Source organism: Pseudomonas sp. MS01C9 (assembly GCF_058202755.1).
Genome location: NZ_CM177073.1, coordinates 4,189,727 through 4,216,059, shown reverse-complemented (window position 1 = coordinate 4,216,059; position 26,333 = coordinate 4,189,727). Strand labels below are relative to the sequence as shown.

Sequence of the window (26,333 nt, the reverse complement as noted above, 5' to 3'; positions counted from 1 at the left end):
TCAAATACTAAAAAACTTTGAATTTTTTACAGGACGTTACGGTCGGACTAAATAAGCCCGCCCGGTTTCAATGCAGCGCGCTGGCAGTTGAAAAGTTGTCTCACTCCAAAACTGACCAATAAGGAAAAGCAACAATGGGCACAATACTTATCATCATTCTGATCCTCCTCTTGATCGGTGGCCTGCCGGTCTTTCCGCACTCCAGAAGTTGGGGTTATGGTCCATCCGGTATCATCGGCGTAGTGTTAGTGGTGCTGTTGATATTGCTGTTACTGGGCAAGATATGAACCGCCGGACTCTGTTTGAAAAGTCTTGAGACGAAGGTCAGGCAAGGCGAAAACCGGCGAGGAACGGCCGGGGTCGCCTCGGCTTTACTGGGGTAAGTGAGCATTGCGATCGGACTCGCGCACGAGCCGGTTTTCAACGCAGCATTAACGAGTATCAAGACTTCTCGGAAAGAGTCCAAGCAAAAAAAAGAGGCCTTCTTCAAGGCCTCTTTTTTATGCTCGTCGGACTCAGTCCGGCGTACCGTGAATCACTCCAGCGGTGTTATCGATCAAGCTCTTGGTGGCGGTTTGCAAGAACGCCTCCAGCTCGAGCTTCATCTTCGCCGCATCGGGCGAGTCCTGGATAACGGTTGCACGAGGGTTGGCTCCCAGTTCATAACTGAACAGTTTCGCGTCCATGCCCTTGTCCCTGGGTACCATCAGGACCTTGTCACCGCGCAGGATAGCCGTGGTCTGGTCACTGCCCGATGGCTTGATCACGCCAAAACCGCTGTCCCCTTCCGGCAGGTTCAGCAGATCGCGCCCCCAGCACTGGTGACGCACCTGGCCACCGATCCGCCCCATGATTGTCGGTACGATATCGACCTGGGTGCCCACGGTATGGTTACGCTGGCCGAACTTTTCCTGGATGCCCGGACCGATCAACAGCATCGGCACGTTGAACCGGCCCAGGTCCATTTCGGAGATCTGACGCTCGTTGCCGAAGCCATGGTCGCCGACCACGACGAACAGCGTTTCCTTGAAGTAAGGCTCCTTGCGGGCCTTCTCGAAGAACTGTCCCAGGGCCCAGTCGGAGTAGCGCATAGCGGTCAGGTGTTCGTTCAGGCTGCCCCGGTCGGTAACCCGCTCCACCGGCAAGGGCGTTGGCAATGCGTACGGCGTGTGGTTGGACAAGGTCTGCAGCAAGGCATAGAACGGCTTGCCGTTCTCCCGCGCCTTGAGCTCGATCAGGCCGCGATCGAACATGTCCTGGTCGGACACGCCCCAGGTCGGATCGGAGAATACCGGGTTCACGAAATCGTTACGCCCGATGAAGTTGGTCATGCCCTGGTTGCTGAAGAAGCCCGACTGGTTGTCCCAGGCGAAATCGCCGTTATAGACATACACATCGTCGTAGTCTCGGGCGCTGAGCAGCTGTGGCAGGCCCGACAATTTATGACTGCCCTCCGGCGTCTGCATCAGGTACTCGAAACCCGGCAGGTTCGGGAAGCAGGCCATGGTGGCGAACATACCCTGGTGGGTGTGGGTGCCGTTGGAGAAGAAACGGTCGAACAACAGGCCTTCCTTGGACAGCTTGTCCAGGTAAGGCGTGATGTTGCCAGGAGCGCCAAGGGCGCCCACCGAATGCCCCGCCATGCTCTCCATGAGGATCACGACCACGTTCTTGATCGGCAGGGTCTTGTCGGCTGGCGGCGTGTAATCCCGGCGTACGGCGGCAGTATCGGTATCCACCAGCTTGTCGTCGGGCATCACCAGCATGTCACGCACGGTCTGTTGCGCCAGGGGTTGCTCCAGCGTGGCTTTCCAGATGTTGTCACGGTCCTCGGACAGCCGGCTCTTGGCGGCCGCCACCAGGGACAGCGTGCCATTGAGACCCAGCTGGTTGGCGAAGTTCGAATCGGTGGTGTAGACGTCGCCCCAACGCAGGGGTGGCCCCTGGCGCAGGGTGCCGCGCGCGGCGGTCACGGCCACCAACAGGCAGACCATGAATACCGCAACGCGTCCGTACCACGGGGCGATCTGGCGCGTACCGATGCTGCCACCGCTGAAAGGGCCACGTGGCCGCGTGGCACGATCGGCAGCCTTGAACGCCAGGCTGAGAATGATGGTTCCGCCGGCCCAGGCCAGCAGGTAGCGCACCACCGGGAAACCGTACCAGAGCATGCTCATTACGGTCTTCGGGTCTTCCTTCACGTATTGGAAGACCAGGCCGTTCAAACGCTGGTGGAATTCACGGTAGAAGTCCATTTCCATCAGGCCCAGGAACAGGGCGATGCTGGAGGTGAGCGTCAGCCAGAAACGAAAGAATCCGCGAGCGGCCATGGCCCGGACGCTGAACAGCGACAGCAGCAGCGGGATACTGAGATAGACCACCAGCCTCAGGTCGAAGCGCAGGCCGTTGGCAAAGGCCTCGACAAAGGTCGAAGCCGGGGTGTCGAGGATCATTTCGCGGTTATAGACCAGCAGCGCCACGCGCAGCAGGCTGAACATCACCATCATCACCAGGGCACAGAGCAAGGTATAGGCCAGGTGTGATTTGACGGTCGGTTGCAGCAGGCGATGCGTGCTTCGCCGCGTGCTCAGGGCGTCCGGAATTGCCATGTCGTTTTAGGACCTATTGGAGTGAGTGTGACAAAGAAACAACGGCGTACTCCTCTGTCGACCAAAGGGGGTTGCGCAGAGGGGGCAGATGTTGCACGAACGGCCAAGGCATTGCCATTAAATAACCGCCGGCAATAAAAGCGCGGGGATTTTCCAAAAGTTCTCGTGAAAATTTCGTTCAATGCATATTCAGAAACAAAAAAGCCCGGCCTGCCGGGAAAACTGTGGTGAGGGGATTGATCCCTTCACCACAGGGGCCTTTGTTCAATGAAATTGCCGCCCGAGGCCCGCCGGTACGCCTTCTATGGTGGTGGCTTCCCAGGGGCCGTTCGGGCTGACGGAACGGCTCCAACCGTTGTCCCAGCGGTAGTAGGTACGTTGGCGGTAGAAGGTGTTGGTCTGGTTATCCAGCACATAGACCCCAAGCTTTGCATCCCAATGGCTGTTGCCACCCGGTGGCGGGGCAAAACTGGCGGAAGTGCGCGGCAGCGGCTTGGCCGGTTTGTTCGGCGTTACCGGTTTGCCCGGAGCGGTCGAGGGTGCCGGCTTGGTCGCCGGGCCGGAAGGCGGGATGGGTGGTAGCGGCGCCGAAGGCTCCGGCGGGCGATGGACCGCACAAGCGCTCAGGCCCAGAACGAGCGAAAGCAGGGTGATACGAGCGAGGGCGGTCATGGTGCGAGTTCCTGTCATTGGTCCGGGCTGTCGATAGTCAGTTGCTGCGGCGTCGTGGTGCTGCTCGCCAGGGGCTGGCTGCGGCCGATCCACTCGCCGGCGGTCGGTTGACCGGCGCGGGAGATACGCGCTACCAGTTGGACTTCGGGGAAGTTCGACAGTTTCAGTTGCGGCATCATCGCGTCCGCGTCGCCCAGCTCGACGCTGGCAGGCAGGTCGGCGACCGTCAGGCGCTTGGCCGCCAGCGGCGCGGGTGGGCCGGAGACGGCGCGGGCGAAGATGAACACGCTGTCGCCTGGCTGTACCTTGGCCTTGAGCGCCGGGGCCAGGTCGACGCGCACCTTGAGTAGCGCGGCGGCCTTGGCAGCCACGGCCGGAGCCTGGGCGACCTTGCCACCACTGGCCTGGAGCTTCTCAATGGCACGAGCGATGCCGCCTTGCAGTGCCTCGCGGGATTTATCGCCTTGCGGCAACTGCTCCAGCAGGCGCCCCCAGTAATCGATAGCGTCCTGATAGCGCTCGCCTTCGAACGCGGCGATCCCCAGCAGGCCCAGGCTGGTGACTTCCTTGGGATCGAGCTTCAGGGCTTCGTCGGTCAGGGCCTGGACCTTGTCCGACCATTTCTTGCCATCGGCGAAATACTGCGCCTGGGCCCATTGGCCGAGCAACTCGGGCTGCCGGCCGGCCACCGCGACGGTGCGCTCGAAGATTTTCGCCGCATCCGCCGGGCGGTCCTGGGCCATGTAGGTGCGACCGAGGAAGTACAAGCCTTCGGCGTTATCCGGTTGCGCCGCCACCGCCCGTTCCAGGCGCTGGGTCATGTCTTGCATCGACTGCGGCGCCTGGGCGAATTCGCGGGTCAGTTCGACCTTGTCGCTGGCTCCGAAATGCAAGTACAGCCCCAGCCCCAGCACCGGGACCAGCACGGCGGCCAGCAACGGCAATGGTTTGCCCAGCCGCGATTCCCGTGGTGCGTCGACGCCCTCGGTGTCGGCAAGCAGTTCCCGGGCGGCTTCGGCGCGACCGGTGTCCAACTGCGCGGCGTTGAGCACGCCTTCCGCCTGCTCGGCCTGCAGTTCGGCAACGCGCTCCTGATACAACGCCACGTTGAGCGCGGTACGGTCCTCTTCCCGCTGGGCACGGCGCCCCCGCAACACAGGGATCAACAGAAAACTCAGGGCAACCAGGAGAAGCAGACCTGCGGCGAGCCAGAAATCAATCATGCTTGGTTTTATCCAACAGTTGGTCGAGGCGCTGGCGCTCTTCGACGGAAAGCGAATCGGGGGCCGCAGTTCGCTGGACCCGGCGGCGACGCACGATCACCGCGATGATGACGAAACCGCCCAGCAGCAACCCGGCGGGGCCGAACCACAGCAGCGCGGTCCTGGAACTCAAGGCCGGGTTGTAACGCACGAACTCGCCGTAGCGGTCCACCATGAAATCGACGATCTGCTGGTCACTCTTGCCTTCACCGAGCATGCGGAAGATTTCCTTGCGCAGGTCGGCGGCAATCGGAGCATTGGAATCGGCGATGTCCTGGTTCTGGCACTTGGGGCAGCGCAGTTCCTTGGTCAGTTCGCGAAAGCGCTCTCGCTCGCCCTCGTTGGCGAACTCGTAGGTATCGATGGCGGCATGGGCCACCCCGGCCAGGCTCAGGCCGAGGACCGCCGCGGCTAGCCAACGCTTCATGGCTTGGCCTCGTCCACCAGCGCCTGGTACTTGGCGGCCAGTTTCTCGCGCCAGACCTGTTCGTCGATCACACCGACGAACTTGTCGCGGATGACCCCCTTGGCGTCGATGAAGAAGGTTTCCGGCGCCCCGTAGACCCCCAGGTTCAGGCCCAGGGAGCCCTCCTCATCACGGATGTCCAGTTGGTACGGATTGTGGAATTCGGCCAGCCATTTCAAGGCGTCGGCGTTGACATCCTTGTAGTTCACGCCATAGATCACCACGCCGTTCTGGGCCAGCTTGTTCAGCACCGGATGTTCGACCCGGCAGGAAATGCACCAGGTGCCCCATACGTTGACCAGCGCGGGCTTGCCCAGCAGGTCGGCGCGGGTCAGGGTTCGGTCACCCTGGACCGACGGCAGGGAGAACTCCGGAAATGGCTTGCCGATCATCGCCGATGGCAACTCGGCCGGGTTCAGGTAAAGCCCCCGGAACAGAAAGACCGCCACCACCAGGAACAGCGCCAGCGGCAACAGCATCAACCAACGTTTCATGCAGTGGCTCCCGTTGCACCCAGGGCTTCGCGCACCCGGGTCTTCACCTTGACTCGATATCGCCGATCCAGTGCCGCCAGCGCCCCGCCCAGGCCGGTGAGCAGGCCACCGAACCAGATCCAGCGTACGAACGGCTTGACGTGCACCCGCACGGCCCATGCACCGTCACCCAGGGATTCGCCCAGCGCCACGTAGAGGTCGCGGGTGAAACCGGCATCGATCCCGGCTTCGGTCATCACCGAGTTCTGTACGGTATAAAGGCGTTTCTCGGGATGCAGTACCGTCACTTCCTGCCCATTGCGAATGACCCGCACGGTGCCCTTGTCGGACGTGAAGTTCGGCCCTTCGAAATGCCTGGCCCCTTCGAAGACGAACTGGTAGCCCCCAAGCTCCATGGACTCGCCCGGCGCCAGGCGCAGGTCGCGCTCGGCGCTGTTCTGGCTGGACAGCACCACGCCCAGGGCGCAGACGGCGATGCCCAGGTGGGCGATCTGCATGCCCCAGTAGCTGCGGGTCAGGGTCGGCAGGCCCTTGATCAGGCCTTTGTGGCGGGTCTTGTCGAAGATGTCGCGTACACCGGCCAGCAACACCCAGGCAGCCAGCACGAACGTCGCCAGCACCGCCCAGTTGAAGTCGCCATAGGCGATCCCGGCCACCACGGCCAGGGCAGCGGTGCCCAGCAGCACCGGTGTGAGCATTCCCACCAGCCACTTGACCGGGGTGTCCTTCCAGCGCACCAGCACACCAACCGCCATCACCACCATCAGGATCGCCATCAGCGGGATGAACAGCGCATTGAAGTACGGCGGCCCTACCGAAAGCTTGGCACCGGAAAGCGCATCGAGCACCAGCGGGTACAAGGTCCCCAGCAGGATCATCGACGCAGCGACCACCAGCACCAGGTTGTTGCCCAGCAACAGGGTTTCCCGAGACCAGAGGTTGAAGCCGACCTGGCTCTTGACCACCGGAGCGCGCACCGCGAACAGCGTCAGCGAACCACCCACCACGAACAGCAGGAAGATCAGGATGAACACGCCACGCTCGGGGTCCGAGGCGAAGGCATGCACCGACGTCAGCACCCCGGAACGCACCAGGAAGGTTCCCAGCAGGCTCAGGGAAAACGCCGCGATGGCCAGCAGTACCGTCCAGCTCTTGAAGACGCCACGTTTTTCCGTGACGGCCAGGGAGTGAATCAGCGCCGTGCCCACCAGCCAAGGCATGAAGGAGGCGTTCTCCACCGGGTCCCAGAACCACCAGCCACCCCAGCCGAGCTCGTAATAGGCCCACCAGGAACCGAGGGTGATGCCGATGCCGAGGAAGGCCCAGGCGACGATGGTCCACGGCCGCGACCAGCGGGCCCAGGCGGCATCGAGGCGGCCACCCAGCAAGGCGGCAATGGCGAAGGCGAAGGCCACGGAGAAACCGACATAGCCCATGTAGAGCATCGGCGGATGGACGATCAGGCCGATGTCCTGCAGCAGTGGGTTGAGGTCACGACCGTCCACGGGCACCTGGGGCAGGATCCGCTGGAACGGGTTGGACGTGACGATCAGGAACAGCAGGAAACCGGTGCTGATCATGCCCATCACCGCCAGCACCCGGGCCAGCATCACCTGGGGCAATTGCCGGGAAAACACCGACACCGCGAAGGTCCAGCCGCTGAGGATCAATGCCCACAGCAGCAGTGACCCCTCGTGGGCACCCCATACGGCACTGAACTTGTAGTACCAGGGCAAGGCGCTATTGGAGTTGCTGGCCACGTATGCCACGGAAAAATCGTCGACCATGAAGGCATAGGTCAGGCAACCGAAGGCAAACACCATGAACGCGAACTGGCCCCACGCCGCCGGCTGGGCCAGGCCCATCCACAGGCGGTCACCGCGCCAGGCGCCGAGCAACGGCACCACCGCCTGGACCAGGGCCAGGCACAAGGCCAGGATCATGGCCAGATGGCCCAATTCGGGGATATAGAGTCCTGCGCTCATGGATCAGCCCTCCTTCACGGGAGTGGGGGCCGATTGGCCGCTTTCTTTCAAGGCCTTGGTCACTTCCGGCGGCATGTACTTCTCATCGTGCTTGGCCAGCACTTCGTCGGCCACCACCACACCGTCGGCATTGAGCTTGCCCAGGGCGACGATGCCCTGCCCTTCGCGGAACAGATCCGGGAGAATGCCCCGGTAGGTGATGGTCACGGTCTTGTTGAAGTCGGTGACGTTGAAGGTCACGTCCAGCGAATCCCCGGAGCGTACCAGGGAGCCCTTCTCCACCATCCCGCCGGCGCGGATGCGCGTGCCCCTGGGAGCTTCGCCATTGGCGATCTGGGTCGGGGTGTAGAACAGGTTGATGTTCTGCTGCAAGGCGCTGAGGGCCAGGCCGACCGCGGCACCGACACCCACCAGGATCGCAAGGATGATGACAAGACGCTTTTTGCGCACCGGATTCACTGACCACTCTCCCGGCGCAAACGACGCGCCTCTTGTTGCAGATACCGCTTGCGGGCCAGGATCGGCACCGCCACGTTGAGAACCAGTACCGCCAGGCAGATGCCATAGGCTGACCAGACATACAGGCCGTGATGGCCCATGGCGAGGAACTCGCCGAATGAAGCGAAACTCATCGAGCGGCCTCCAGGCTGTTCTGTACTTCGGCCTTCACCCAACTGGCCCGGGCTTCGCGCTTGAGCACTTCCAGGCGCATGCGCAGCAACAGCACCGCGCCGAAGAAACAGTAGAAACCCAGCGCGGTCAGCAGCAACGGCAGCCACATCTCCATCGGCATCGCCGGTTTCTCGGTGAGGGTGAAGGTGGCGCCCTGGTGCAGGGTGTTCCACCATTCCACCGAGTACTTGATGATGGGGATGTTGATCACCCCGACAATCGCCAGCACCGCACAGGCCTTGGCGGCGCTCTCACGATTGCTGATGGCGTTGCCCAGCGCAATAAGACCGAAGTACAGGAAAAGCAGGATCAGCATCGACGTCAGCCGGGCATCCCAGACCCACCACGAGCCCCAGGTCGGCTTGCCCCAGATGGCGCCGGTGACCAGCGCCACGGCGGTCATCCAGGCACCGATGGGGGCGGCGCACTGCAGGGCCACGTCAGCCAGCTTCATCTTCCAGACCAGCCCCACCACACCGCACACCGCCAGCATCACGTAGATGGACTGGGCCAGCACCGCCGTGGGAACGTGGATGTAGATGATGCGGAAACTGTTGCCCTGCTGGTAATCCGGTGGCGCGAAAGCCAGGCCCCAGACCACGCCGCTGCCAATCAGCAGCACGGCGGCGATGCTCAGCCAGGGCAATAACCTGCCACTGATGCCATAAAACCATTTGGGTGAGCCGAGCTTATGAAACCAGGTCCAATTCATTGCTGTTTCCATCACGGTCGCGGCTCGCTGTCACGAACCGCCGGGTCTGCCTTTACTTCACAGGAAGTGGTCAATTTTTGACCAGGCCTAGTTATTATTCGCCGACGCTGATCTTCAGGCCAGCGGCTATTGCAAAGGGTGTCAGGGTTATCGCCAGGGCGGTCAGGCTCCCAAGCCACAGCAGATAACCGGTTGCCGGCATGCCTTGCAGCGCCGCCTGCAAGGCGCCACTGCCCAGGATCAGGACCGGGATATACAACGGCAGGATCAAGAGCGCCAGCAACAGGCCGCCGCGCTTCAACCCCACCGTCAGTGCCGCACCTACGGCCCCCAGCAGGCTCAGCACCGGCGTACCCAGCAACAGCGACACCAACAGCACCGGCATGCAGGCCGCAGGCAACCCCAGCATCATCGCCAGGAGCGGTGAGAGCAAGACCAGCGCCAGGCCGGAAAAAACCCAGTGTGCCAGTACCTTGGCCAAAACCAGAAGGGCCAGGGGGTGCGACGAAAGGACCCACTGTTCCAGCGATCCGTCCTCGAAATCACTGCGGAAAAGCCCGTCCAGCGAGAGCAGGACCGATAAAAGCGCTGCCACCCAGACCAGGCCTGGCGACAAGGTTTGCAACAATTGAGTCTCGGGGCCGACCGCCAGGGGGAACAGCGCAATGACGATCGCAAAAAAGACCAGCGGATTGGCCAGTTCGGCCGGACGGCGGAACAACAGACGCGCTTCGCGGGCAAGCAACAGGCCAAACACAGTCATACGGCCCAATTCCCCAGATCGATATTGCGGTAGCCGGACGGCATCCGGGTCAATGTATGGTGGGTGGTCAGCAACACCATGCCGGCGTTTTCGCAGTGCCGGGCCAGATGTTCCTCCAGCTGCGCCACCCCTTGCTTGTCCAGGGCGGTGAATGGTTCGTCGAGGATCCACAACGGCGGGCTGTCCAGGTATAGACGCGCCAGGGCCACGCGGCGCTGCTGGCCGGCGGACAGGGTATGGCACGGCACATCCTCGAAACCACGCAGCCCCACTTGCGCCAATGCCTGCCAGATCGCTTCCCGTGTGGCGGGCCGATGCAGCGCACAGAGCCAGCTGAGGTTTTCCTCGGGAGTCAACAGATCCTTGATACCGGCGGCGTGACCGATCCAGAGCAGGTTGCGAGCCAGCTCGCCGCGCTGGCTGTGCAACGGCTGGCCGTTGAGCAGCACCTGGCCTGCGGTGGGCTGCATCAACCCGGCCAACAGGCGCAACAGACTGGTCTTGCCGCTACCATTGGGCCCACTGACTTGCACCATATCGCCCGGCGAGAGTCTCAATTCGAGGTGTTCGAAAAGCAGCCGCAAGTCTCGCTCACAGGCGAGGCCGACGGTTTGCAAAAGAGGACTGGTCAAGGGATCGCGGGCCTTATACGGTTCAAGTCGGCGGTGCTGCGGCCGTTAAAGAAGTGCAGCATAGATGCTTTGAGGGCCTGTTCCACAGAGCTGCGTCAAACAATGACGAGATTTTCGCCACTCCCTGAAAATACGGGCGGCATTATACATGCCGAGCTTTACATTTCCCCAAGGTCAAAGCGCAAATGACAGGCGACATGAACATCCAGCCACTGCCCCAGGCCACGGCAACGACACGTGCGCCGATGGTCAGCGGTGAGCTGCTCAAGCTGCTCACGCCCGCCGCAGGCTTGATCGCCACCGGCCAGACGGCCCAGGCCGAAGTCCTGTCCCTCAAGCAGGCGGACCAGACATTCCAGCTCTTGCTCAAGGTCACCCTGGAAAGCGGCCGCCAGACCACGGTACAGGCCACCAGCACCCAGCCGCTGCCTCAGGGCACCAGCCTGGCGGTGACCCAACCATCGGCCAGCAACCTGGCGATTACCGTGCAACAGGCCCTCGCTTCCAGCGTCGCGACCCTCACCCGGATCGACACCAGCCAGATGCCGGTGGGCACCTTGCTGCAAGGCAAGGTCATCACCAGCCAGGCCTTGCCACAGGCGCCAGGGCAACCGGTGGTCTATCGATCGCTGGTGAGCCTGCTCAACACCGCCCAGGCCGGCCGAACCCTGGATATCGACAGTCCCCGGCCGCTGCGTATCGGCACGTTGCTCAGCGCCCAGGTACAGGATGCCCAGACGCTGAAGTTCATCCCGCTGAGCAACCGCCAGGAACAACTGGCTGTGAGCCAGCAACTGGTGACCCAGGTCAGTCGCCAGGGCTCGCTGGACAGCCTGATCAGCGCCCTGCAGAACCTGCCCGTCACCGATGACACGGGTAGCGAGCTGCGCGCCGTGGTGACGCGCCTGTTGGCCAGCCTGCCGGATGTCCAGCAACTGAGCACCCCCAAGGGCCTGGCCCAGGCCCTGGCCGCCAGCGGTGCGTTCCTGGAGAGCAAGCTGCTGGCCGGGCACCCCCCTGCCCTGGCACCGGACCTCAAGGGCGACCTGCTGAAGCTGGTCGCACAGCTGACACCGGCCCTGCCCGCCTCCACCAACCTGAGCGCGATCATCGCTGCCAATACCCTGGCCCAGGCACTGCCCAGTTTCGTGCGCAACGCCCTGGGCACCCTTGGCCAGGTCAGCGCCAAGCCGCAGCCCACCAGCTTTCCCCTGCCCTCGCGCCTGTTGAAAGAGCAGGACGACGAAGGTGATCTCGAACATTTGCTGCGCCTCGCCGCGGCCGCCGTGTCGCGCCTGCAGAGCCACCAACTGTCGAGCCTGGAACAGACCGGCCTGACCGACGACGGTCGCCTGATGAGTACCTGGCAACTGGAAATCCCGATGCGTAACCTGCAGGACATCGTGCCCTTGCAGGTCAAGTTCCAGCGTGAGCAAACCCCACCCCGGGAGCAGTCGAACGAGCCTCGGGAAGAACGCGAGCCCCGACAACAGCAGCTCTGGCGGGTCGAACTGGCGTTCGACATGGAGCCGCTGGGACCGCTACAGGTCCAGGTCCAGTTGCTCAGCGGCAGCCTGTCGAGCCAGTTGTGGGCGCAACGCCCCTATACCGCCAGCCTGATCGAAAGCAATCTGGCGGCCCTGCGCGAACGCCTCGTGACCTGCGGCCTGAATGTGGGCGACCTCGATTGCCATCTCGGCACCCCGCCCCAGGGCCCCAAGACCCGGCTCGAACAGCGCTGGGTGGACGAAACCGCATGACGACCCACACCGAACCCCGCCAGGCCATTGCCCTCAAGTACGATGGCCAGCACGCCCCGACCCTCACCGCCAAGGGCGACGAAGCCCTGGCCGAGGAAATCCTGCGCATCGCCAGGGAAAGCGAAGTACCGATCTATGAGAATGCCGAGCTGGTGAAATTGCTGGCTCGCCTGGAGCTGGGGGACAGTATCCCGGAAGAGTTGTATCGCACGATTGCCGAAATCATCGCGTTCGCCTGGACCCTCAAGGGCAAGTTTCCCAAGGGTTTTGATCCGAATGCGCCGAGTATGGAGAAGGATGTGACGGAGCGCGGGGATGATTACTGACTGCCGGCGGCACTGAAGACAAGCAAGTCCCCCGCTGTGGAGAGTCTCGAGCTGATCGCTGACTAACGACGCGGCCGATTTTGAAGTCTGTAAATCCTGTGGGAAATAACTGGCTATGTTGAAGGAGTTAGCGCTCGCTGGACCGAGAAACAACCCAAACCCTGCTAACCCGTATCCCCACACATAGCGCAACAGCCGGTTTTAATGGGCTTGCATCACGAAGCGCGGGGGAGCCATTCGCCAGGATATCCACCTGAGCTTCCTACAGCCTGGTTGCGGCTTACCAAAATCGCTGCCTAAAGTTGGCCTGTCGCTGACATCAGTTGGCGAAGGGTTTCGCAGCCCTTAAGATTGATACCTTGTTCGCCATGTACGGCCGGCTTTCGGTTGCGCATCGTTTCATGGCGGTTGTGCGTGGGAGACCTTCGGGTCTGCCGGGTCTTGGTGTTAATCCTCCGGTCTGCGAACCCGCGCATAACTGCCACCCATCCTGTTTCGCAGCAGAACGGTGGCAGATCCAATTTTTATCAGGATTAACACCATGACAACTCAACACCCGCTCAACCACTTCACCCCCATGTCTCACTTCGCCACCGAACATCCCGTCCTCCTCATTGATGCCAATGCCCCACTGATTGAACTCCACAGCTGCCTTAACGAACGCCTTGAGGCCGTCCTCAAGTACCTCAATCTCATGGCCTGCACCACCCTGCCCGACTATGCCGAAAACGACATCAATACAGTCACCAACATTGCTCGGATCCTGGTTCAGGATGTGAGCGATGTGTTTCGGGTAATTGAGGTGCGGGGCTTGGAGGTGCCTGAGGGGCAGTAATGACTTCCAGCTATACAACCCGCTTCGGCGGGTTGTCGCTTTTCTGGTTCGTATTTAGAGGCGGTGGAAAAATGCTTCGAAAGAAATTCGGAGATTGAGGCTGTCACTTTTCGGTCTCGGCCTTGGCTGTAAAGTAGTCACAGCCCTGACGAGTTTTACTCAGGAGCAGGCCTTCCAATTTGTCTATAGAATCAGCGTCCATTGAGTAGAATACGTTACGAAAAATAACTCCAAGCGCCTGATCTTAAGAAATTCTGTACTGAAACGGTGACTGAGGAGAGCTGAGGATTTGCGATGAAAATTGAATACCTCGAGATCAAAGGCTTCAAGAGCGCGGTAAATATAGTCCTACGGGATCTACCACCCTTTACAGCGCTGGCCGGCTCGAACGGCGCAGGTAAGAGCAACATTACTGACGCGCTGGCCTTTCTAGGTGCGGTAGTGAAACGAGGGGCTGCCCAGGCAATACGCGACTTTGGGGGGTTCCAGCAGATTCACTGCTTCAAGCATAGAAAGGAAAACCGTACGACGATCTCCTTTGCGCTCAAGATTAAGCTCAAAGAAGAGACTTTCGACTACAACTTGAAGATATCCGAGATAGACCGGGTACCCCGGGTACTTGAAAGCTTAAAGGTCAACGGCAAACAGGTCATTGACCGCAAGAGCAGCAATGAAACGCAGATTGCTTTAAGTGACGCCCAGGGTCTGCAGCTTCTGCCTGAATATGCACAGGATATGACTGCGCTCATGTTGCTAAGCCATTCGCCACTGTATCGCATGCTTACCAATATCCAGGTATTCCGGATCGATCCGCTGGAAGCCAAGGAACCTGACAGCTCAACAGCTGACGCTACGACACTCGACAGCCACGGTCGGAACGTAGCAACCATGTTGTCAGTTCTGGAGAAAAACGAACGTTTTCGTGACCAGATATTGGAATGGATCGAATTGATAGTTCCCGGAATGGAGAATGTGTCTACCGAGAAGCAAAGGTTGGATGGCTCCACAGTGATTACCTTCAAGGAAGAAGGAACAAAAGCCCGGTTCCCGGCACGGCTGATTTCTGACGGTACGATTTACGCCCTGTGCATCATGACCGCTGTATTAAGCCGTGCAGACAAATCAGGCATCACAATCATAGAGGAACCGGAACGAGGCATTCATCCGAAAGCTATTGGTGAGCTGGTTCAGTTGATGCATGAAAATGCGTCCGTGGAGCACCCAGTTCTCATCACCACCCATAGCGAATCCGTTGTCCGGAATCTTGACCTTGAAGAACTGTGGCTCGTGAATAAAGAGGATGGCAAGACCAAGGTCAAATGTGCTTCGGACTCAAGGGTCGATAAAAAAGATATCCCGTTGGACACAGCCTGGCTGGCCAATCTTTTCGATGGAGGCCTGCCATGGTAAGAGTTGGATTCATCGTGGAAGGCGACAGCGAAAAAATAGTTATCGAATCCGCTGATTTCAGAGCGCTTCTGCTGGAAAACGACTTTGAACTGGTCAATCCCGTGGTCAATGCTAAGGGGGGCGGTAATCTTTTACCGCAAAACATCGACGCCTATCTGGCGCGCCTGGATCAGCAAGCGGTCGACAGAATCGTAGTGCTTACCGATCTCGAAGACGAAGAATCAGTTGATGTCGTCAGAAAGCGCATCTCAAACGCTCGAATAGATATCACATTTGTCGCTGTAAAAGCATTGGAAGGTTGGTTCCTGGCTGACTCAAGTGCGATACGCAAATGGCTTGACGTACATCACTTCGATGAGCCTCAGCCCGAGCAGACACTGAACAAGCCCTGGGACCGCCTCAAAGAGATATCAAATGAGCTTGGTAAACGCGGTCCGGGCAACAAGACCGCATTTGCAAAGAAGATGGTCAAGCACTATGGCTTCAGCATTCGCCAAGCGGCCTCGCACCCAGGGTGCGCAAGCGCGAAGGAACTTGTCAGCTATTTCACGAGGCAAGGACAAGCCTAAGCGCAGGACAACCTGCAAGGCTGATATCTCTTGCAGCTTGCCACTCAAGGCTCTTAGCCGCCCCGGTGCAACTTACTCATCAACTCCGCTTCGGCCTGGGTCAAGCCGCAGGCCTGGGTCAGTTCGTCGACGCTGGCGCCCATGCCGACCAGACGCGCGGCCTGGGCGAAAGAAAGGCTCGAGGGGTCGCGCTGTTCCAGCTGGGCCAGCTTGTCCGGCAACGGGCCGACCACGGCGCGCAGTTCATGGAGGGCTTCGCCCATGCGCACGGTGCCGTTCTGGTAATCGTCGACACGCTTGGCCAGGTCCTTGATGCGCTGATCGCGCAGCGCATCGCCCTGGGCCTGCTGCGCGGCGATCTGCCGCTGGGCGCGGATGTAGGCCAGGAACATCGCCAGCGTACCGGCCCAGAACAGGAACAGGACAATGACTGCTACCTCAAGGATCAAATCAGATACTCTCCAGTTCCGACCATTCTTCTTCGCTCATCATTTTTTCCAGTTCGACCAGGATCAGCAACTCGTTGTTCTTGTTGCACACGCCCTGGATGAACTTGGCCGATTCTTCGTTACCGACGTTAGGCGCGGTTTCGATTTCCGACTGACGCAAGTAAACCACTTCAGCGACGCTGTCCACCAGGATACCGACCACTTGCTTGTCGGCCTCGATGATCACGATACGGGTGTTGTCGTTGACTTCAGTGGAGTTCAAGCCGAAACGCTGGCGAGTGTCGATCACCGTGACTACGTTGCCACGCAGGTTGATGATACCCAGCACATAGCTGGGCGCACCCGGTACCGGAGCGATCTCGGTATAGCGCAGCACTTCCTGCACGCGCATCACGTTGATGCCGTAGGTTTCGTTATCGAGCTTGAAGGTGACCCATTGCAGGATCGGATCTTCGGAACCCTTGAGAGACGACGCCTTATCATTCATACCCTGACCCCTCGAAAAACCGCCTGTGGCGGTGTGTTCTGCCCCGTGACGCCCTGCGTCGCCGGTTGTGTTATTTCGGTTTCTGGACCGGCTTGGTGCCGCCCAGGTGTTTTGCCCCGCCGCTGGCGATCAGCTCGGCCAGCTCGGAAACGTCCAGCAAGGCGCACATGTGCTCGATCACCGTACCGGCCAGCCATGGCCGTTGCCCTCGATGGCTGCGCCACTTGATTTCGTTCGGGTCCAGGCGCAACGAGCGACTGACCTGATGCACCGCCAATCCCCACTCGTAGCCCTGCACCGAAATCACGTACTGAAGGCCCTGGCGGAAATCGTCGCGATAACGATCCGGCATCACCCAGCGCGCGGTATCCAGCACCTTCAGGTTGCCGGCCTGGCTGGGCAGGATCCCGAGGAACCATTCCGGCTGGCCGAACAACGGCGTCAATTCCTGCCCGGCCAGGGAATAAATCGATCCCAGGCAAACCAGCGGCACCGCCAGGGTCAACCCGGCCACATCGAACAACAGGCACTCGAACGCCTCGGCGGCCCAGGCCGGACGGTCGTTTCCCGGCACCGGTGGCGGCGGGCTGCTCGGCGGCAGGTGAACTTCCACCACCGGCTTGACCAGGCCCTGCAACAACGGCGCAACGGTCGAGACCGGCGCCAGGATTGGCGCGGGTACCTCCATCACTTTCACGGCCGGCTCTATCGACGGCGCTTCGACCCCCGGAGCCTTGGCCACCGGGGCAACCACGGGCTTGCGTGCATCACGGGCCTGCTCTTCGAGCACGGCCGCCTGGAATTCATCCAGTACACCCTCGGCTTCGACGGACCCAGGCAAGGCCTCGATCACGCTCGGCGGCGGTGGCAATTCTTCGGTCGCTTCCTGCAACAGCCCATCCAGATAAGACTGCAGGGCCATTTGCGGACGCGAGGTTGTCTTGATCGGGCGGTTCATTGGAACAGTGCGCCCCATATGAATGTTATCGGCATGGATGCCATGGGACTTGAGCCTGCGATGATTCTGGACGCGTTCAATCAGGCCACCTGCTGTGGAACGAGCTGCTGGGCCAGGAGATGCTTGAGCAGCGCGCGGTAAGCCAGCACGCCACGGCTCTTGCCATCGAACTGCGAAGGGGTCAGGCCGGCGCGACTGGCATCGCGCAGGCGCGTGTCCACCGGGATGTAGCCTTGCCAGATGTCATCGGGATACATGTCGCGCAATACCCGCAGGGTGCCCATGGAAGCCTGGGTGCGCCGGTCGAACAGGGTTGGCACGATGTTGAAGGCCAGCGATTGCTTGCGCGAGCGGTTGACCATCGCCAAGGTGTTGACCATCCGCTCCAACCCCTTGACCGCCAGGTGCTCGGTCTGCACCGGGATCACCAGTTGCTGGCTGGCCGCCAAGGCGTTGACCATCAGCAAGCCAAGCAACGGCGGGCTGTCGATGATCGCATAATCGAAATCCTGCCACAGTTGCGCCAGACTCTTGGCGATCACCAGGCCCAGGCCGCTCTGGCCAGGCGACTGGCGCTCCAGGGTGGCCAGGGCGGTGCTGGACGGCAGCAGGGAAATCCGCTCGTCGCTGGTGGACAACAGCAACTGCCCGGGCAAGCCCTCGGGCACGCTGCCCTTGTGCAGGAACAGGTCGTAGTTGCTGTGCTCCAGGCTATCGGGATCGTAGCCAAAGTAACTGGTCATCGAGCCGTGCGGGTCCAGATCGACAATGACCACGCGCTTGCCCGCCTCGGCCAGCAATCCGGCTAAAGCGATGGAAGAGGTGGTTTTACCCACGCCCCCTTTCTGATTGGCAACTGCCCAGACTCTCATTCGGATCGTTCCTCCCGGCCGAAACAGGCTCGACCGAGAAATAGCTCGGTTATAAAGCGGGTGACGGAGAATTGACGGCGCTCGGTCTTCCCGGTGTGTTGACCGAGGTCGGTGCAGTTTGTGTGCCAGCCCGCTTCAATGCCGCATCCGGCGTCGCATGGGCCGTGCCGGTACCGGTCAGGCTGCGGCGCACGTCGAGGTTGCGCGACACCACCAGCACCACCCGCCGGTTGCGCGCACGCCCCTCGGCAGTGGCATTGTTGGCCACCGGCTGGAACTCGCCGTACCCCACCGATGCCAGGCGGCCAGGATTCACGCCCTGCATGGCAAGCATGCGCACGATACTGGCCGAACGGGCCGAGGACAGCTCCCAGTTGGTCGGGTACTGCGCGGTGCGGATCGGCTGGTCGTCGGTGAAGCCTTCCACATGAATCGGGTTGTCGAACGGCTTGAGGATCGCCGCCACCTTGTCGATGATGTTGAACGCCATGTCACTGGGCATCGCATCGCCGCTGCCGAACAACAGGCTGGAGTTGAGCTCGATCTCCACCCACAGCTCATTGCCGCGCACGGTCATCTGGTTGGAACTGATCAGGTCGCCGAACGCGGCGCTGATGTCGTCGGCAATGCTTTTCAGCGGATCGCTGCCGCCGGCGATGCCGGCATCCACCTGCTCGGCGTCCCTGACCAACGGCTTGGCCGGCGTCGTGGTCTTGGGGCGTTCGTCGCCGATGGGGATAGGCTTGAGGGCGCGGTCCGAGTCGGTAAAGACGCCGAGCAGCGCTTCGGAAATCACCTTGTACTTGCCTTCGTTGACCGACGAGATCGAGTACATCACCACGAAAAAGGCAAACAGCAAGGTGATGAAGTCGGCGTAGGAAACCAGCCAGCGTTCGTGGTTGACGTGCTCTTCATGCTGTCTGCGGCGTGCCATTGTCCCTATCCCCCATCAGTCCATGAAGCCCTGGAGCTTCAACTCGATGGAACGCGGGTTCTCACCCTCGGCGATGGACAGGATGCCCTCCAGCAACATTTCACGATAACGCGACTGGCGCAGGGCGATGGCCTTGAGCTTGGCGGCGATGGGCAGCAACACCAGGTTGGCGCTGGCCACGCCATAGATCGTGGCGACGAAAGCCACGGCGATACCATTGCCCAGTTGCGATGGATCGGCCAGGTTACCCATCACGTGGATCAGGCCCATGACCGCACCGATGATGCCGATGGTAGGTGCGTAGCCGCCCATGCTTTCGAACACCTTGGCTGCTTCGATGTCACGGCTTTCCTGGGTATAGAAATCCACTTCCAGGATGCTGCGGATGGCTTCCGGCTCGGCGCCGTCCACCAGCAGCTGCAGGCCTTTGCGCGAATAGCTGTCCGGTTCGGCGTCAGCCACCCCTTCCAGACCGAGCAGGCCCTCCTTGCGGGCGGTCAGGCTCCAGTTCACGACGCGATCGATGCCACCGGCCAGGTCGACCCGTGGCGGGAACAGGATCCAGACCAGCACCTGCATGGCGCGCTTGAAGGCGCTCATGGGTGACTGCAGCAAAGCGGCCCCGATGGTGCCGCCCAGCACGATCAACGCGGCCGGGCCGTTGGCCAGGGCCCCGAGATGGCCGCCTTCCAGATAATTGCCACCGATGATGGCGACGAACGCCATGATGATGCCGATCAGGCTGAGCACATCCATTACAGGCACGCCTCGACCAGGTGTCTACCGATATCGTCCAGGCCATATATCCCGTCGGCCAGGTCCGCTTTGACAATCGCCATGGGCATGCCATAGATCACGCAGCTGGCTTCGTCCTGGGCCCAGATCGTGCTGCCGCCCTGCTTGAGCAGGCGCGCGCCTTCGCGACCATCGGCCCCCATGCCGGTGAGCACCACCGCCAGAACTTTGTCGCCGTAGGATTTCGCGGCGGAACCGAAGGTGATATCCACACAAGGCTTGTAGTTCAGGCGCTCGTCGCCAGGCAGGATTTTCACCGCGCCACGGCCATCGATCATCATCTGCTTGCCACCCGGCGCCAGCAGCGCCAGGCCGGGACGCAGGACATCGCCATCCTCGGCTTCCTTGACGCTGATGCGGCAGAGCTTGTCCAGGCGCTCGGCGAATGCCTTGGTGAACGCGGCGGGCATGTGCTGGATCAGCACGATGGGGGCCGGGAAATTGGCCGGCAACTGGGTCAGGACCCGCTGCAGCGCCACCGGACCACCGGTGGAAGTACCGATGGCGACCAGTTTGTAGGCCTTGCGCTTGGGCGCCGGCGACGAGGCCGTGGCGGCGGGCGCGGCACGGGTTGGCGCAGCAGGCGCAGCGCTGCGCGCCGGCGCCGGATTGAAACCACCCGATGAAGCCGGGGCAGGCGCAGGCGCGGACACCGGCGCCGGGGCCGGTGGGCTGTAGGCACTCACGCGCCGGTTGCTGCGGGAAATGCTGTGGACCTTCTCGCAGAGCAACTGCCGGACCTTGTCGGGGTTGCGCGAGATGTCCTCGAAATTCTTCGGCAGGAAATCCACCGCGCCGGCGTCCAGCGCATCGAGGGTCACCCGGGCGCCTTCGTGGGTCAGCGAGGAGAACATCAATACCGGGGTCGGGCAGCGCTGCATGATATGCCGCACGGCGGTGATGCCATCCATCATGGGCATCTCGTAGTCCATGGTGATCACGTCCGGCTTGAGGGCCAGGGCCTGATCGATCGCCTCTTTGCCGTTGGTCGCGGTGCCGACGACCTGAATACTCGTATCCGCTGAAAGAATTTCCGAGACGCGGCGGCGGAAGAACCCCGAATCGTCCACCACCAGGACTTTAACTACCATAAACACTCCGTTAGACGAGGCGCGGCCCTGGGCCACGCCCCCCAGAATCAAATACGCCGTGTGGCGTAACGCTTGAGCATGCTTGGCACATCGAGGATCAGCGCGATGCGGCCGTCGCCAGTGATGGTGGCGCCGGACATGCCCGGGGTGCCCTGGAGCATCTTGCCCAACGGCTTGATGACCACTTCTTCCTGGCCCACGAGCTGGTCGACGACGAAGCCGATCCGCTGGGTACCGACCGAAAGGATCACCACATGGCCTTCGCCCTGCTCCACATGGGCGGCGGAGCTGACCAGCCAGCGCTTGAGGTAGAACAGCGGCAGCGCCTTGTCCCGCACGATCACCACTTCCTGGCCGTCCACCACGTTGGTCTTCGACAGGTCGAGGTGGAAAATCTCGTTGACGTTGACCAATGGGAAGGCGAAGGCCTGGTTGCCCAGCATCACCATCAGGGTCGGCATGATCGCCAGGGTCAGCGGCACCTTGATGAGGATCTTCGAGCCCGAACCCTTGACCGAATGAATGTTGATCGAACCGTTGAGCTGGGAGATCTTGGTTTTCACCACGTCCATGCCCACGCCACGGCCCGATACGTCGGAAATCTCGGTCTTGGTGGAGAACCCCGGGGCGAAGATCAGGTTGTAGCACTCGGTGTCGCTGAGGCGGTCGGCGGCATCCTTGTCCATCACACCGCGTTTCACTGCGATGGCCCGCAATATCTCGGGGTCCATGCCCTTGCCGTCGTCGGAGATCGACAGCAGGATGTGATCACCCTCCTGCTCGGCGGCCAGGATCACCTTGCCGCTGCGGACCTTGCCGGCGGCCTCGCGCTCTTCCGGCGACTCGATGCCGTGGTCGACCGCGTTGCGCACCAAGTGGACCAGCGGGTCGGCCAAGGCCTCGACGAGGTTCTTGTCCAGGTCGGTTTCTTCACCCACCAGTTCCAGGTTGATTTCTTTCTTGAGCTGGCGAGCCAGGTCTCGTACCAGGCGCGGGAAGCGCCCGAAGACTTTCTTGATCGGCTGCATCCGGGTCTTCATGACCGCGGTCTGCAGGTCGGCGGTGACCACGTCGAGATTCGACACCGCCTTGGACATGGCTTCGTCCTGGCTGTTGAGGCCCAGGCGCACCAGACGGTTACGCACCAGCACCAGTTCGCCGACCATGTTCATGATCTCGTCCAGGCGCGCGGTGTCGACCCGAACGGTTGTCTCGGCTTCGCTGGTCGGTTTTTCCGCTGGCGCGGCAGCGGCTGCGCGAGCAGGTGCCGGGGCGGCTGGCTTGGCCGCGGCCGCCGGCGCAGGCGTCTCGGCCTTGGCTTGGGGCGCCTTGCTTTCCGGCGCCTTGGCAGCGGGCTTGGGCGCAGCCTTGGCGGCCGGCGCGGCCGTCGATGCGGCAGTGGCGGTACCGACTTCGCTGAACTTGCCTTTGCCGTGCAGTTCGTCGAGCAGCGATTCGAATTCCTGGTCAGTGATCAGGTCGCTGCCGGCCGCCGCGGCGGATGGTTTGTCCGAGCCCGGTGCAGAAGCGATGGCCGACTCCAGCGCGTCAACGGCGAACGTGCCCTTGCCATGCAACTGGTCGAGTAGCGCTTCGAATTCATCGTCGGTGATGTCGGAGTTGTCGCCTGCCGCGCTGGGGGCCGCAGGTGTTGGCGTCGGGGCGACGGCATCCGGGGCGAACTGGCCCTTGCCGTGGAGCTGGTCGAGCAGCGACTCGAACTCGGCATCGGTGATTTCGTCGCTGGCCGTGCCATCGGCGGCTTGCGCCGCTGGCGCTACCGGGGCCTGGACCTGGGCTTCAGCCTTGACGGCGCTCAGGGAGTCCAGCAGTTGTTCGAATTCGTTATCGGTGATATCGCCCGACTCTTGCGCCACCGGTTCTTCGGCGACAGGCTCTTCGACAGCGGGTTCTTCAGCCGGAGCGGCTTCGTCGGCCGATTGCGGCTCGGCCAGGCGCGACAGCGCGGCGAGCAGCTCAGGCGTGGCAGGGGTAATGGGCGAGCGCTCGCGCACTTCGCTGAACATGCTGTTGACCGCATCCAGTGCTTCAAGCACCACGTCCATCAGCTCCGAGTCAACGCGACGCTCACCCTTGCGCAGGATGTCGAACACGTTCTCGGCAATGTGACAGCACTCCACCAGCTCGTTGAGCTGGAGGAAGCCGGCGCCTCCTTTTACAGTGTGGAAACCGCGAAAAATTGCATTGAGCAGATCCGCATCGTCAGGCCGGCTTTCCAGCTCGACCAGTTGTTCGGACAGTTGCTCTAGAATCTCGCCGGCCTCAACCAGGAAATCCTGAAGGATCTCTTCATCGGCGCCGAAGCTCATTAATGGCTGCTCCTAAAACAGGTAGGTCGTGATGACGGTTAATCCCGGATCGCATTGGTGTCGTGAGCGTGCCCGGCAAGGCTTGCAACGCAGCATGGCGCGCTCTGGACTCCAACCTCTCGGGGTGCGCCCCACAAGGCGCAATCCGTCGTTACTCGTCGTTCATTTGGTAAGACCAAACCACACTCCTCGTGCCTGGGTCTTGCGCCTTGTGGGGCACGGCGCGATCGGTATTAACCGTTATCACGACCTACAAACTCAAAATCCAAGGCTGGACAACAAATCGTCCACGTCGTCCTGACCGGATACAACGTCTTCTCTTTTATCGGCATGAATTTGCGGACCTTCACCCTGGGAGAGATGTTTTTTTGGATCTTTTTCAGCGAGCATCGCCGCACGGTCATGTTCGATGCCCGCAAAGCGGTCCACCTGACTGGCCATGAGCACGAGTTTGAGCAGATTGCTTTCGACTTCGGTGACCAGTTGGGTCACGCGCTTGATCACCTGCCCGGTCAGGTCCTGATAGTCCTGGGCCAGCAGAATGTCGTTGAGGTTGTTCGCCACGGCGCGGTTGTCGGCGCTGCTGCGTGTCAGAAAACCGTCGACACGGCGAGCCAGCTCCCGGAATTCCTGGGCCCCGACTTCCCGCCGCATGAACCGGCCCCAATCGGCGCTCAAGGCCTGGGCTTCGTCGCCCAGGCCGTTGACCAGGGGCGTAGCGCTTTCCACCAGGTCCATGGTGCGGTTGGCCGCGGCCTCGGTCAGCTTGACCACGTAGGACAGGCGCTCGGTCGCGTCGGTGATCTGCGAGACCTCCTCGGCCTGCGGCATGTTCGGGTCGATCTGGAAATTGACGATTGCGCTGTGCAGTTCACGGGTGAGCTTGCCGACTTCCTGGTACAGACCACGATCCCGGGTCTGGTTGAGCTCGTGGATCATCTGGACAGCGTCGCCGAAGCGGCCTTTTTCAAGGCTATCGACCAGTTCGCGGGCATGTTTTTTCAGGGTCGATTCGAAATCGCCCATTGAAGATTCGTTATGCTCCATAGCTCCCCCGTGGCGCCATTAACCGATGCGTTCGAAGATTTTCTCGATCTTCTCTTTCAACGCCTGGGCCGTGAAGGGTTTGACCACATAGCCGTTCACACCGGCCTGGGCCGCTTCGATGATCTGCTCGCGCTTGGCTTCGGCGGTGACCATCAGCACGGGAAGGTGCTTGAGTTTTTCATCGGCGCGTACATGACGCAGCAAGTCGATACCGGTCATGCCGGGCATGTTCCAGTCAGTCACCAGAAAGTCGATGCTCCCGCTGTTGAGGACCGGGATGGCGGTGGTGCCATCGTCGGCCTCAACCGTGTTGGTGAACCCAAGGTCACGCAACAGGTTCTTAATGATCCGCCGCATCGTTGAAAAATCGTCAACGATGAGGATTTTCATGTTCTTGTCCAATTCGACCTCCAAGCAGTCTTAAACGTGTCCAGCACCTGAACGCGCCATTTCAATCAATCCGGCACAACACTCGACAACGGTCCGGTGCGCACCGTACGGCGACTGATGGGAACTTGCCCCGCCAACCTCGTCCGCTGCGCTCCCCTGCCCGCTGTCAGCGCGCTCGCCACTCCCCCAAACGCCCCCGCAAACGGGCCGCGCACTGGCTGTGTAACTGGCTGACCCGCGATTCGCTGACCCCCAGGACCTCACCGATTTCCTTGAGGTTCAGCTCTTCGTCGTAGTACAGCGCCAAGACCAGTCGCTCACGCTCCGGCAAATTGGCAATCGCATCCGCCAACGCACTCTGGAAGCGTTCATCTTCCAGGTCACGCGACGGCTCCATATAGGCACTTGCGCCATCCTCATGCAGCCCTTCGTGCTCGCCGTCCTGCAACAGGTCGTCGAAACTGAACAGGCGGCTGCCCAGGGTATCGTTCAAAATCCCGTAATAATCGTCGAGACTCAACTGGAGTTCGGCCGCAACCTCGTGATCTTTAGCGTCACGTCCGGTTTTAGATTCGATGGCGCGAATCGCGTCACTGACCATGCGGGTATTACGGTGTACCGAACGCGGTGCCCAATCGCCCTTGCGGACCTCATCGAGCATCGCGCCACGAATGCGGATACCGGCATAGGTCTCGAAACTGGCCCCCTTGCTGGCGTCGTATTTGTTCGCCACTTCGAGCAGGCCGATCATGCCTGCCTGGATCAGGTCTTCGACCTGGACACTGGCCGGCAGGCGCGCCAGCAAGTGATAGGCAATGCGCTTGACCAGGGGCGCGTAACGCTCGATCAATTCGTATTGGGCGTCCCGTGCCGATTTCTTGTAGAGATGGTTGTAACCGCTGGCTGTCATAACACGGGCCCTGCTGTTTGTTGCACGAGACGCTCGACGAAAAATTCCAGATGCCCGCGTGGGTTGGCCGGCAGTGGCCAGGTATCGACCTTCTGGGCGATCGCCTTGAACGCCAGCGCGCATTTGGAACGTGGAAAGGCTTCATAGACGGCACGTTGCTTCTGGACGGCCTTGCGTACGCTTTCGTCGTAGGGCACGGCCCCCACGTATTGAAGCGCAACGTCCAGGAAGCGATCCGTGACCTTGGTCAACTTGGCGAACAGGTTGCGTCCCTCCTGTGGGCTCTGGGCCATGTTGGCCAGGACGCGGAAGCGGTTCATGCCATAGTCGCGGTTCAGTAGCTTGATCAGGGCATAGGCGTCGGTGATGGACGTCGGTTCGTCGCAGACCACCAGCAACACCTCCTGGGCGGCGCGTACGAAACTGACGACCGAGTCACCGATACCGGCCGCGGTATCGATCACCAGCACATCGAGGTTATCGCCAATGTCGCTGAATGCCTGGATCAGGCCGGCGTGCTGGGCCGGGGTCAGATGAACCATGCTCTGGGTGCCGGAGGCGGCCGGCACGATGCGAATCCCGCCGGGCCCTTGCAGCAGCACGTCGCGCAATTCGCAGCGACCTTCGATGACGTCCGCCAGGGTGCGCTTGGGGGTAAGCCCCAGCAGCACGTCGACGTTCGCCAGGCCCAGGTCGGCGTCCAGCAGCATGACCCGTCGGCCAAGCTCTGCCAGAGCCAGGGACAAGTTCACTGACACGTTAGTCTTGCCGACGCCACCTTTGCCGCCGGTCACCGCGATCACCTGTACGGGATGCATGCTGCCCATGTTCGTTCTTTACCTTGTCTTACTTAGACGGAGGCCACATTACTGGCTGCGCGTTCATACTGAACATTGCATGGCA

At 61.3% G+C, this 26,333-nt stretch carries 29 protein-coding genes; 6 read left to right on the top strand and 23 right to left on the bottom strand.

Annotated elements, in window-relative coordinates:
• The first annotated feature begins 134 nt into the window (after window positions 1–134).
• A complete protein-coding gene (locus tag AC1M7R_RS19240) occupies window positions 135–287 on the top strand; it encodes a DUF3309 family protein (RefSeq protein WP_018606531.1) in 153 nt (50 codons plus the stop codon).
• Between the two features lie 228 nt (window positions 288–515).
• Here AC1M7R_RS19240 and AC1M7R_RS19235 read toward each other — a convergent pair whose 3' ends face one another.
• From AC1M7R_RS19235 to ccmA, 11 genes are all read right to left on the bottom strand, one after another.
• Entirely contained in the window at window positions 516–2,609 is a 2,094-nt protein-coding gene (locus tag AC1M7R_RS19235) for an LTA synthase family protein (protein ID WP_072389437.1), read from the bottom strand.
• A gap of 264 nt (window positions 2,610–2,873) precedes the next feature.
• Window positions 2,874–3,281 carry a hypothetical protein gene (locus AC1M7R_RS19230; protein WP_072389439.1) on the bottom strand — a complete coding sequence of 136 codons (408 nt, stop codon included), beginning with the start codon at window positions 3,279–3,281 and terminating at the stop codon, window positions 2,874–2,876.
• 14 nt (window positions 3,282–3,295) lie between these two features.
• Window positions 3,296–4,504: a c-type cytochrome biogenesis protein CcmI gene (gene ccmI, locus AC1M7R_RS19225; RefSeq protein WP_490609833.1), complete on the bottom strand. Its 1,209-nt coding sequence runs from the start codon at window positions 4,502–4,504 to the stop codon at window positions 3,296–3,298.
• Window positions 4,497–4,970 (bottom strand): cytochrome c-type biogenesis protein, encoded by a 474-nt coding sequence (locus AC1M7R_RS19220; RefSeq protein ID WP_271901959.1) that lies wholly within the window; start codon window positions 4,968–4,970, stop codon window positions 4,497–4,499. Before AC1M7R_RS19220 ends, ccmI begins: the two co-directional genes overlap by 8 nt.
• A complete protein-coding gene (locus tag AC1M7R_RS19215) occupies window positions 4,967–5,503 on the bottom strand; it encodes a DsbE family thiol:disulfide interchange protein (RefSeq protein WP_072389445.1) in 537 nt (178 codons plus the stop codon). Before AC1M7R_RS19215 ends, AC1M7R_RS19220 begins: the two co-directional genes overlap by 4 nt.
• The gene (locus AC1M7R_RS19210; protein ID WP_072430262.1) at window positions 5,500–7,488 is read right to left on the bottom strand and encodes a heme lyase CcmF/NrfE family subunit; all 1,989 of its coding nucleotides are present in this window, start codon (window positions 7,486–7,488) and stop codon (window positions 5,500–5,502) included. The genes AC1M7R_RS19215 and AC1M7R_RS19210 overlap by 4 nt, the downstream gene beginning before the upstream one ends.
• Window positions 7,489–7,491: 3 nt before the next feature.
• Window positions 7,492–7,947, bottom strand: a complete 456-nt coding sequence (gene ccmE / locus AC1M7R_RS19205) for a cytochrome c maturation protein CcmE (protein WP_072458132.1) — start codon at window positions 7,945–7,947, stop codon at window positions 7,492–7,494.
• A complete protein-coding gene (ccmD, locus tag AC1M7R_RS19200) occupies window positions 7,944–8,120 on the bottom strand; it encodes a heme exporter protein CcmD (protein WP_072389451.1) in 177 nt (58 codons plus the stop codon). Before ccmD ends, ccmE begins: the two co-directional genes overlap by 4 nt.
• A complete protein-coding gene (locus tag AC1M7R_RS19195; RefSeq protein ID WP_072389453.1) occupies window positions 8,117–8,872 on the bottom strand; it encodes a heme ABC transporter permease in 756 nt (251 codons plus the stop codon). The genes ccmD and AC1M7R_RS19195 overlap by 4 nt, the downstream gene beginning before the upstream one ends.
• 94 nt (window positions 8,873–8,966) lie before the next feature.
• Entirely contained in the window at window positions 8,967–9,635 is a 669-nt protein-coding gene (gene ccmB / locus AC1M7R_RS19190) for a heme exporter protein CcmB (RefSeq protein ID WP_053154995.1), read from the bottom strand.
• The gene (gene ccmA / locus AC1M7R_RS19185) at window positions 9,632–10,267 is read right to left on the bottom strand and encodes a cytochrome c biogenesis heme-transporting ATPase CcmA (protein ID WP_072389455.1); all 636 of its coding nucleotides are present in this window, start codon (window positions 10,265–10,267) and stop codon (window positions 9,632–9,634) included. The genes ccmB and ccmA overlap by 4 nt, the downstream gene beginning before the upstream one ends.
• A gap of 185 nt (window positions 10,268–10,452) precedes the next feature.
• Between ccmA and fliK the strand changes: the two genes are divergently transcribed.
• The 5 genes from fliK to AC1M7R_RS19160 all read left to right on the top strand — a co-directional run bounded on the left by fliK (window position 10,453) and on the right by AC1M7R_RS19160 (window position 15,167).
• Window positions 10,453–12,027 (top strand): flagellar hook-length control protein FliK, encoded by a 1,575-nt coding sequence (gene fliK / locus AC1M7R_RS19180; protein ID WP_490609832.1) that lies wholly within the window; start codon window positions 10,453–10,455, stop codon window positions 12,025–12,027.
• Window positions 12,024–12,353: an EscU/YscU/HrcU family type III secretion system export apparatus switch protein gene (locus tag AC1M7R_RS19175; protein ID WP_490609831.1), complete on the top strand. Its 330-nt coding sequence runs from the start codon at window positions 12,024–12,026 to the stop codon at window positions 12,351–12,353. Before fliK ends, AC1M7R_RS19175 begins: the two co-directional genes overlap by 4 nt.
• 541 nt (window positions 12,354–12,894) lie before the next feature.
• Complete coding sequence (locus tag AC1M7R_RS19170) at window positions 12,895–13,188, top strand: fructose-bisphosphate aldolase (RefSeq protein WP_490609830.1); 294 nt, start codon at window positions 12,895–12,897, stop codon at window positions 13,186–13,188.
• Between the two features lie 294 nt (window positions 13,189–13,482).
• Window positions 13,483–14,598 carry an AAA family ATPase gene (locus AC1M7R_RS19165; RefSeq protein WP_490609829.1) on the top strand — a complete coding sequence of 372 codons (1,116 nt, stop codon included), beginning with the start codon at window positions 13,483–13,485 and terminating at the stop codon, window positions 14,596–14,598.
• Window positions 14,592–15,167, top strand: a complete 576-nt coding sequence (locus tag AC1M7R_RS19160) for a DUF4276 family protein (protein ID WP_490609828.1) — start codon at window positions 14,592–14,594, stop codon at window positions 15,165–15,167. The genes AC1M7R_RS19165 and AC1M7R_RS19160 overlap by 7 nt, the downstream gene beginning before the upstream one ends.
• 53 nt (window positions 15,168–15,220) lie before the next feature.
• Here the strand turns inward: AC1M7R_RS19160 and AC1M7R_RS19155 are convergent, their stop codons facing one another.
• The 12 genes from AC1M7R_RS19155 to fleN all read right to left on the bottom strand — a co-directional run bounded on the left by AC1M7R_RS19155 (window position 15,221) and on the right by fleN (window position 26,257).
• Window positions 15,221–15,616 carry a DUF2802 domain-containing protein gene (locus tag AC1M7R_RS19155; RefSeq protein ID WP_072389462.1) on the bottom strand — a complete coding sequence of 132 codons (396 nt, stop codon included), beginning with the start codon at window positions 15,614–15,616 and terminating at the stop codon, window positions 15,221–15,223.
• Window position 15,617: 1 nt separating this feature from the next.
• Window positions 15,618–16,103, bottom strand: coding sequence for a chemotaxis protein CheW (locus AC1M7R_RS19150; RefSeq protein WP_024778681.1), 486 nt, complete (start codon window positions 16,101–16,103; stop codon window positions 15,618–15,620).
• 70 nt (window positions 16,104–16,173) lie between these two features.
• The gene (locus tag AC1M7R_RS19145; protein ID WP_072458134.1) at window positions 16,174–17,061 is read right to left on the bottom strand and encodes a CheW domain-containing protein; all 888 of its coding nucleotides are present in this window, start codon (window positions 17,059–17,061) and stop codon (window positions 16,174–16,176) included.
• An 80-nt stretch (window positions 17,062–17,141) separates the two neighbouring features.
• A complete protein-coding gene (locus AC1M7R_RS19140; protein ID WP_053154985.1) occupies window positions 17,142–17,933 on the bottom strand; it encodes a ParA family protein in 792 nt (263 codons plus the stop codon).
• 49 nt (window positions 17,934–17,982) lie between these two features.
• Entirely contained in the window at window positions 17,983–18,867 is an 885-nt protein-coding gene (gene motD / locus AC1M7R_RS19135; RefSeq protein WP_072389466.1) for a flagellar motor protein MotD, read from the bottom strand.
• A 15-nt stretch (window positions 18,868–18,882) separates the two neighbouring features.
• A complete protein-coding gene (locus AC1M7R_RS19130) occupies window positions 18,883–19,623 on the bottom strand; it encodes a flagellar motor protein (protein ID WP_072389468.1) in 741 nt (246 codons plus the stop codon).
• Window positions 19,623–20,753: a protein-glutamate methylesterase/protein-glutamine glutaminase gene (locus AC1M7R_RS19125; protein ID WP_072389471.1), complete on the bottom strand. Its 1,131-nt coding sequence runs from the start codon at window positions 20,751–20,753 to the stop codon at window positions 19,623–19,625. The genes AC1M7R_RS19130 and AC1M7R_RS19125 overlap by 1 nt, the downstream gene beginning before the upstream one ends.
• A 47-nt stretch (window positions 20,754–20,800) precedes the next feature.
• Window positions 20,801–23,083 carry a chemotaxis protein CheA gene (locus AC1M7R_RS19120; RefSeq protein ID WP_072389473.1) on the bottom strand — a complete coding sequence of 761 codons (2,283 nt, stop codon included), beginning with the start codon at window positions 23,081–23,083 and terminating at the stop codon, window positions 20,801–20,803.
• Between the two features lie 258 nt (window positions 23,084–23,341).
• Window positions 23,342–24,130, bottom strand: coding sequence for a protein phosphatase CheZ (locus tag AC1M7R_RS19115; protein WP_072389475.1), 789 nt, complete (start codon window positions 24,128–24,130; stop codon window positions 23,342–23,344).
• Window positions 24,131–24,148: 18 nt separating this feature from the next.
• Window positions 24,149–24,520: a chemotaxis response regulator CheY gene (locus AC1M7R_RS19110; RefSeq protein ID WP_003183998.1), complete on the bottom strand. Its 372-nt coding sequence runs from the start codon at window positions 24,518–24,520 to the stop codon at window positions 24,149–24,151.
• A 166-nt stretch (window positions 24,521–24,686) separates the two neighbouring features.
• On the bottom strand, window positions 24,687–25,430 hold the full coding sequence (gene fliA / locus AC1M7R_RS19105) for an RNA polymerase sigma factor FliA (protein ID WP_072389477.1): 744 nt from the start codon (window positions 25,428–25,430) through the stop codon (window positions 24,687–24,689).
• Complete coding sequence (gene fleN, locus AC1M7R_RS19100; RefSeq protein ID WP_003184001.1) at window positions 25,427–26,257, bottom strand: flagellar synthesis regulator FleN; 831 nt, start codon at window positions 26,255–26,257, stop codon at window positions 25,427–25,429. Before fleN ends, fliA begins: the two co-directional genes overlap by 4 nt.
• Window positions 26,258–26,333: the final 76 nt, after the last annotated feature.

Bases quoted from the DNA above. Each gene is read 5' to 3' on its own strand.
- motD (WP_072389466.1), bottom strand. From the start codon at position 18,867: ATGGCACGCCGCAGACAGCATGAAGAGCACGTCAACCACGAACGCTGG.
- fleN (WP_003184001.1), bottom strand. From the start codon at position 26,257: ATGGGCAGCATGCATCCCGTACAGGTGATCGCGGTGACCGGCGGCAAA.
- AC1M7R_RS19110 (WP_003183998.1), bottom strand. From the start codon at position 24,520: ATGAAAATCCTCATCGTTGACGATTTTTCAACGATGCGGCGGATCATT.
- AC1M7R_RS19165 (WP_490609829.1), top strand. From the start codon at position 13,483: ATGAAAATTGAATACCTCGAGATCAAAGGCTTCAAGAGCGCGGTAAAT.
- ccmB (WP_053154995.1), bottom strand. From the start codon at position 9,635: ATGACTGTGTTTGGCCTGTTGCTTGCCCGCGAAGCGCGTCTGTTGTTC.
- ccmD (WP_072389451.1), bottom strand. From the start codon at position 8,120: ATGAGTTTCGCTTCATTCGGCGAGTTCCTCGCCATGGGCCATCACGGC.
- AC1M7R_RS19140 (WP_053154985.1), bottom strand. From the start codon at position 17,933: ATGAGAGTCTGGGCAGTTGCCAATCAGAAAGGGGGCGTGGGTAAAACC.
- AC1M7R_RS19150 (WP_024778681.1), bottom strand. From the start codon at position 16,103: ATGAATGATAAGGCGTCGTCTCTCAAGGGTTCCGAAGATCCGATCCTG.
- AC1M7R_RS19160 (WP_490609828.1), top strand. From the start codon at position 14,592: ATGGTAAGAGTTGGATTCATCGTGGAAGGCGACAGCGAAAAAATAGTT.
- AC1M7R_RS19210 (WP_072430262.1), bottom strand. From the start codon at position 7,488: ATGAGCGCAGGACTCTATATCCCCGAATTGGGCCATCTGGCCATGATC.
- AC1M7R_RS19130 (WP_072389468.1), bottom strand. From the start codon at position 19,623: ATGGATGTGCTCAGCCTGATCGGCATCATCATGGCGTTCGTCGCCATC.
- AC1M7R_RS19230 (WP_072389439.1), bottom strand. From the start codon at position 3,281: ATGACCGCCCTCGCTCGTATCACCCTGCTTTCGCTCGTTCTGGGCCTG.
- AC1M7R_RS19170 (WP_490609830.1), top strand. From the start codon at position 12,895: ATGACAACTCAACACCCGCTCAACCACTTCACCCCCATGTCTCACTTC.
- AC1M7R_RS19120 (WP_072389473.1), bottom strand. From the start codon at position 23,083: ATGAGCTTCGGCGCCGATGAAGAGATCCTTCAGGATTTCCTGGTTGAG.
- fliK (WP_490609832.1), top strand. From the start codon at position 10,453: ATGACAGGCGACATGAACATCCAGCCACTGCCCCAGGCCACGGCAACG.
- ccmI (WP_490609833.1), bottom strand. From the start codon at position 4,504: ATGATTGATTTCTGGCTCGCCGCAGGTCTGCTTCTCCTGGTTGCCCTG.
- AC1M7R_RS19220 (WP_271901959.1), bottom strand. From the start codon at position 4,970: ATGAAGCGTTGGCTAGCCGCGGCGGTCCTCGGCCTGAGCCTGGCCGGG.
- AC1M7R_RS19115 (WP_072389475.1), bottom strand. From the start codon at position 24,130: ATGGAGCATAACGAATCTTCAATGGGCGATTTCGAATCGACCCTGAAA.
- AC1M7R_RS19195 (WP_072389453.1), bottom strand. From the start codon at position 8,872: ATGAATTGGACCTGGTTTCATAAGCTCGGCTCACCCAAATGGTTTTAT.
- AC1M7R_RS19240 (WP_018606531.1), top strand. From the start codon at position 135: ATGGGCACAATACTTATCATCATTCTGATCCTCCTCTTGATCGGTGGC.
- AC1M7R_RS19145 (WP_072458134.1), bottom strand. From the start codon at position 17,061: ATGAACCGCCCGATCAAGACAACCTCGCGTCCGCAAATGGCCCTGCAG.
- AC1M7R_RS19175 (WP_490609831.1), top strand. From the start codon at position 12,024: ATGACGACCCACACCGAACCCCGCCAGGCCATTGCCCTCAAGTACGAT.
- AC1M7R_RS19235 (WP_072389437.1), bottom strand. From the start codon at position 2,609: ATGGCAATTCCGGACGCCCTGAGCACGCGGCGAAGCACGCATCGCCTG.
- AC1M7R_RS19215 (WP_072389445.1), bottom strand. From the start codon at position 5,503: ATGAAACGTTGGTTGATGCTGTTGCCGCTGGCGCTGTTCCTGGTGGTG.
- fliA (WP_072389477.1), bottom strand. From the start codon at position 25,430: ATGACAGCCAGCGGTTACAACCATCTCTACAAGAAATCGGCACGGGAC.
- AC1M7R_RS19125 (WP_072389471.1), bottom strand. From the start codon at position 20,753: ATGGTAGTTAAAGTCCTGGTGGTGGACGATTCGGGGTTCTTCCGCCGC.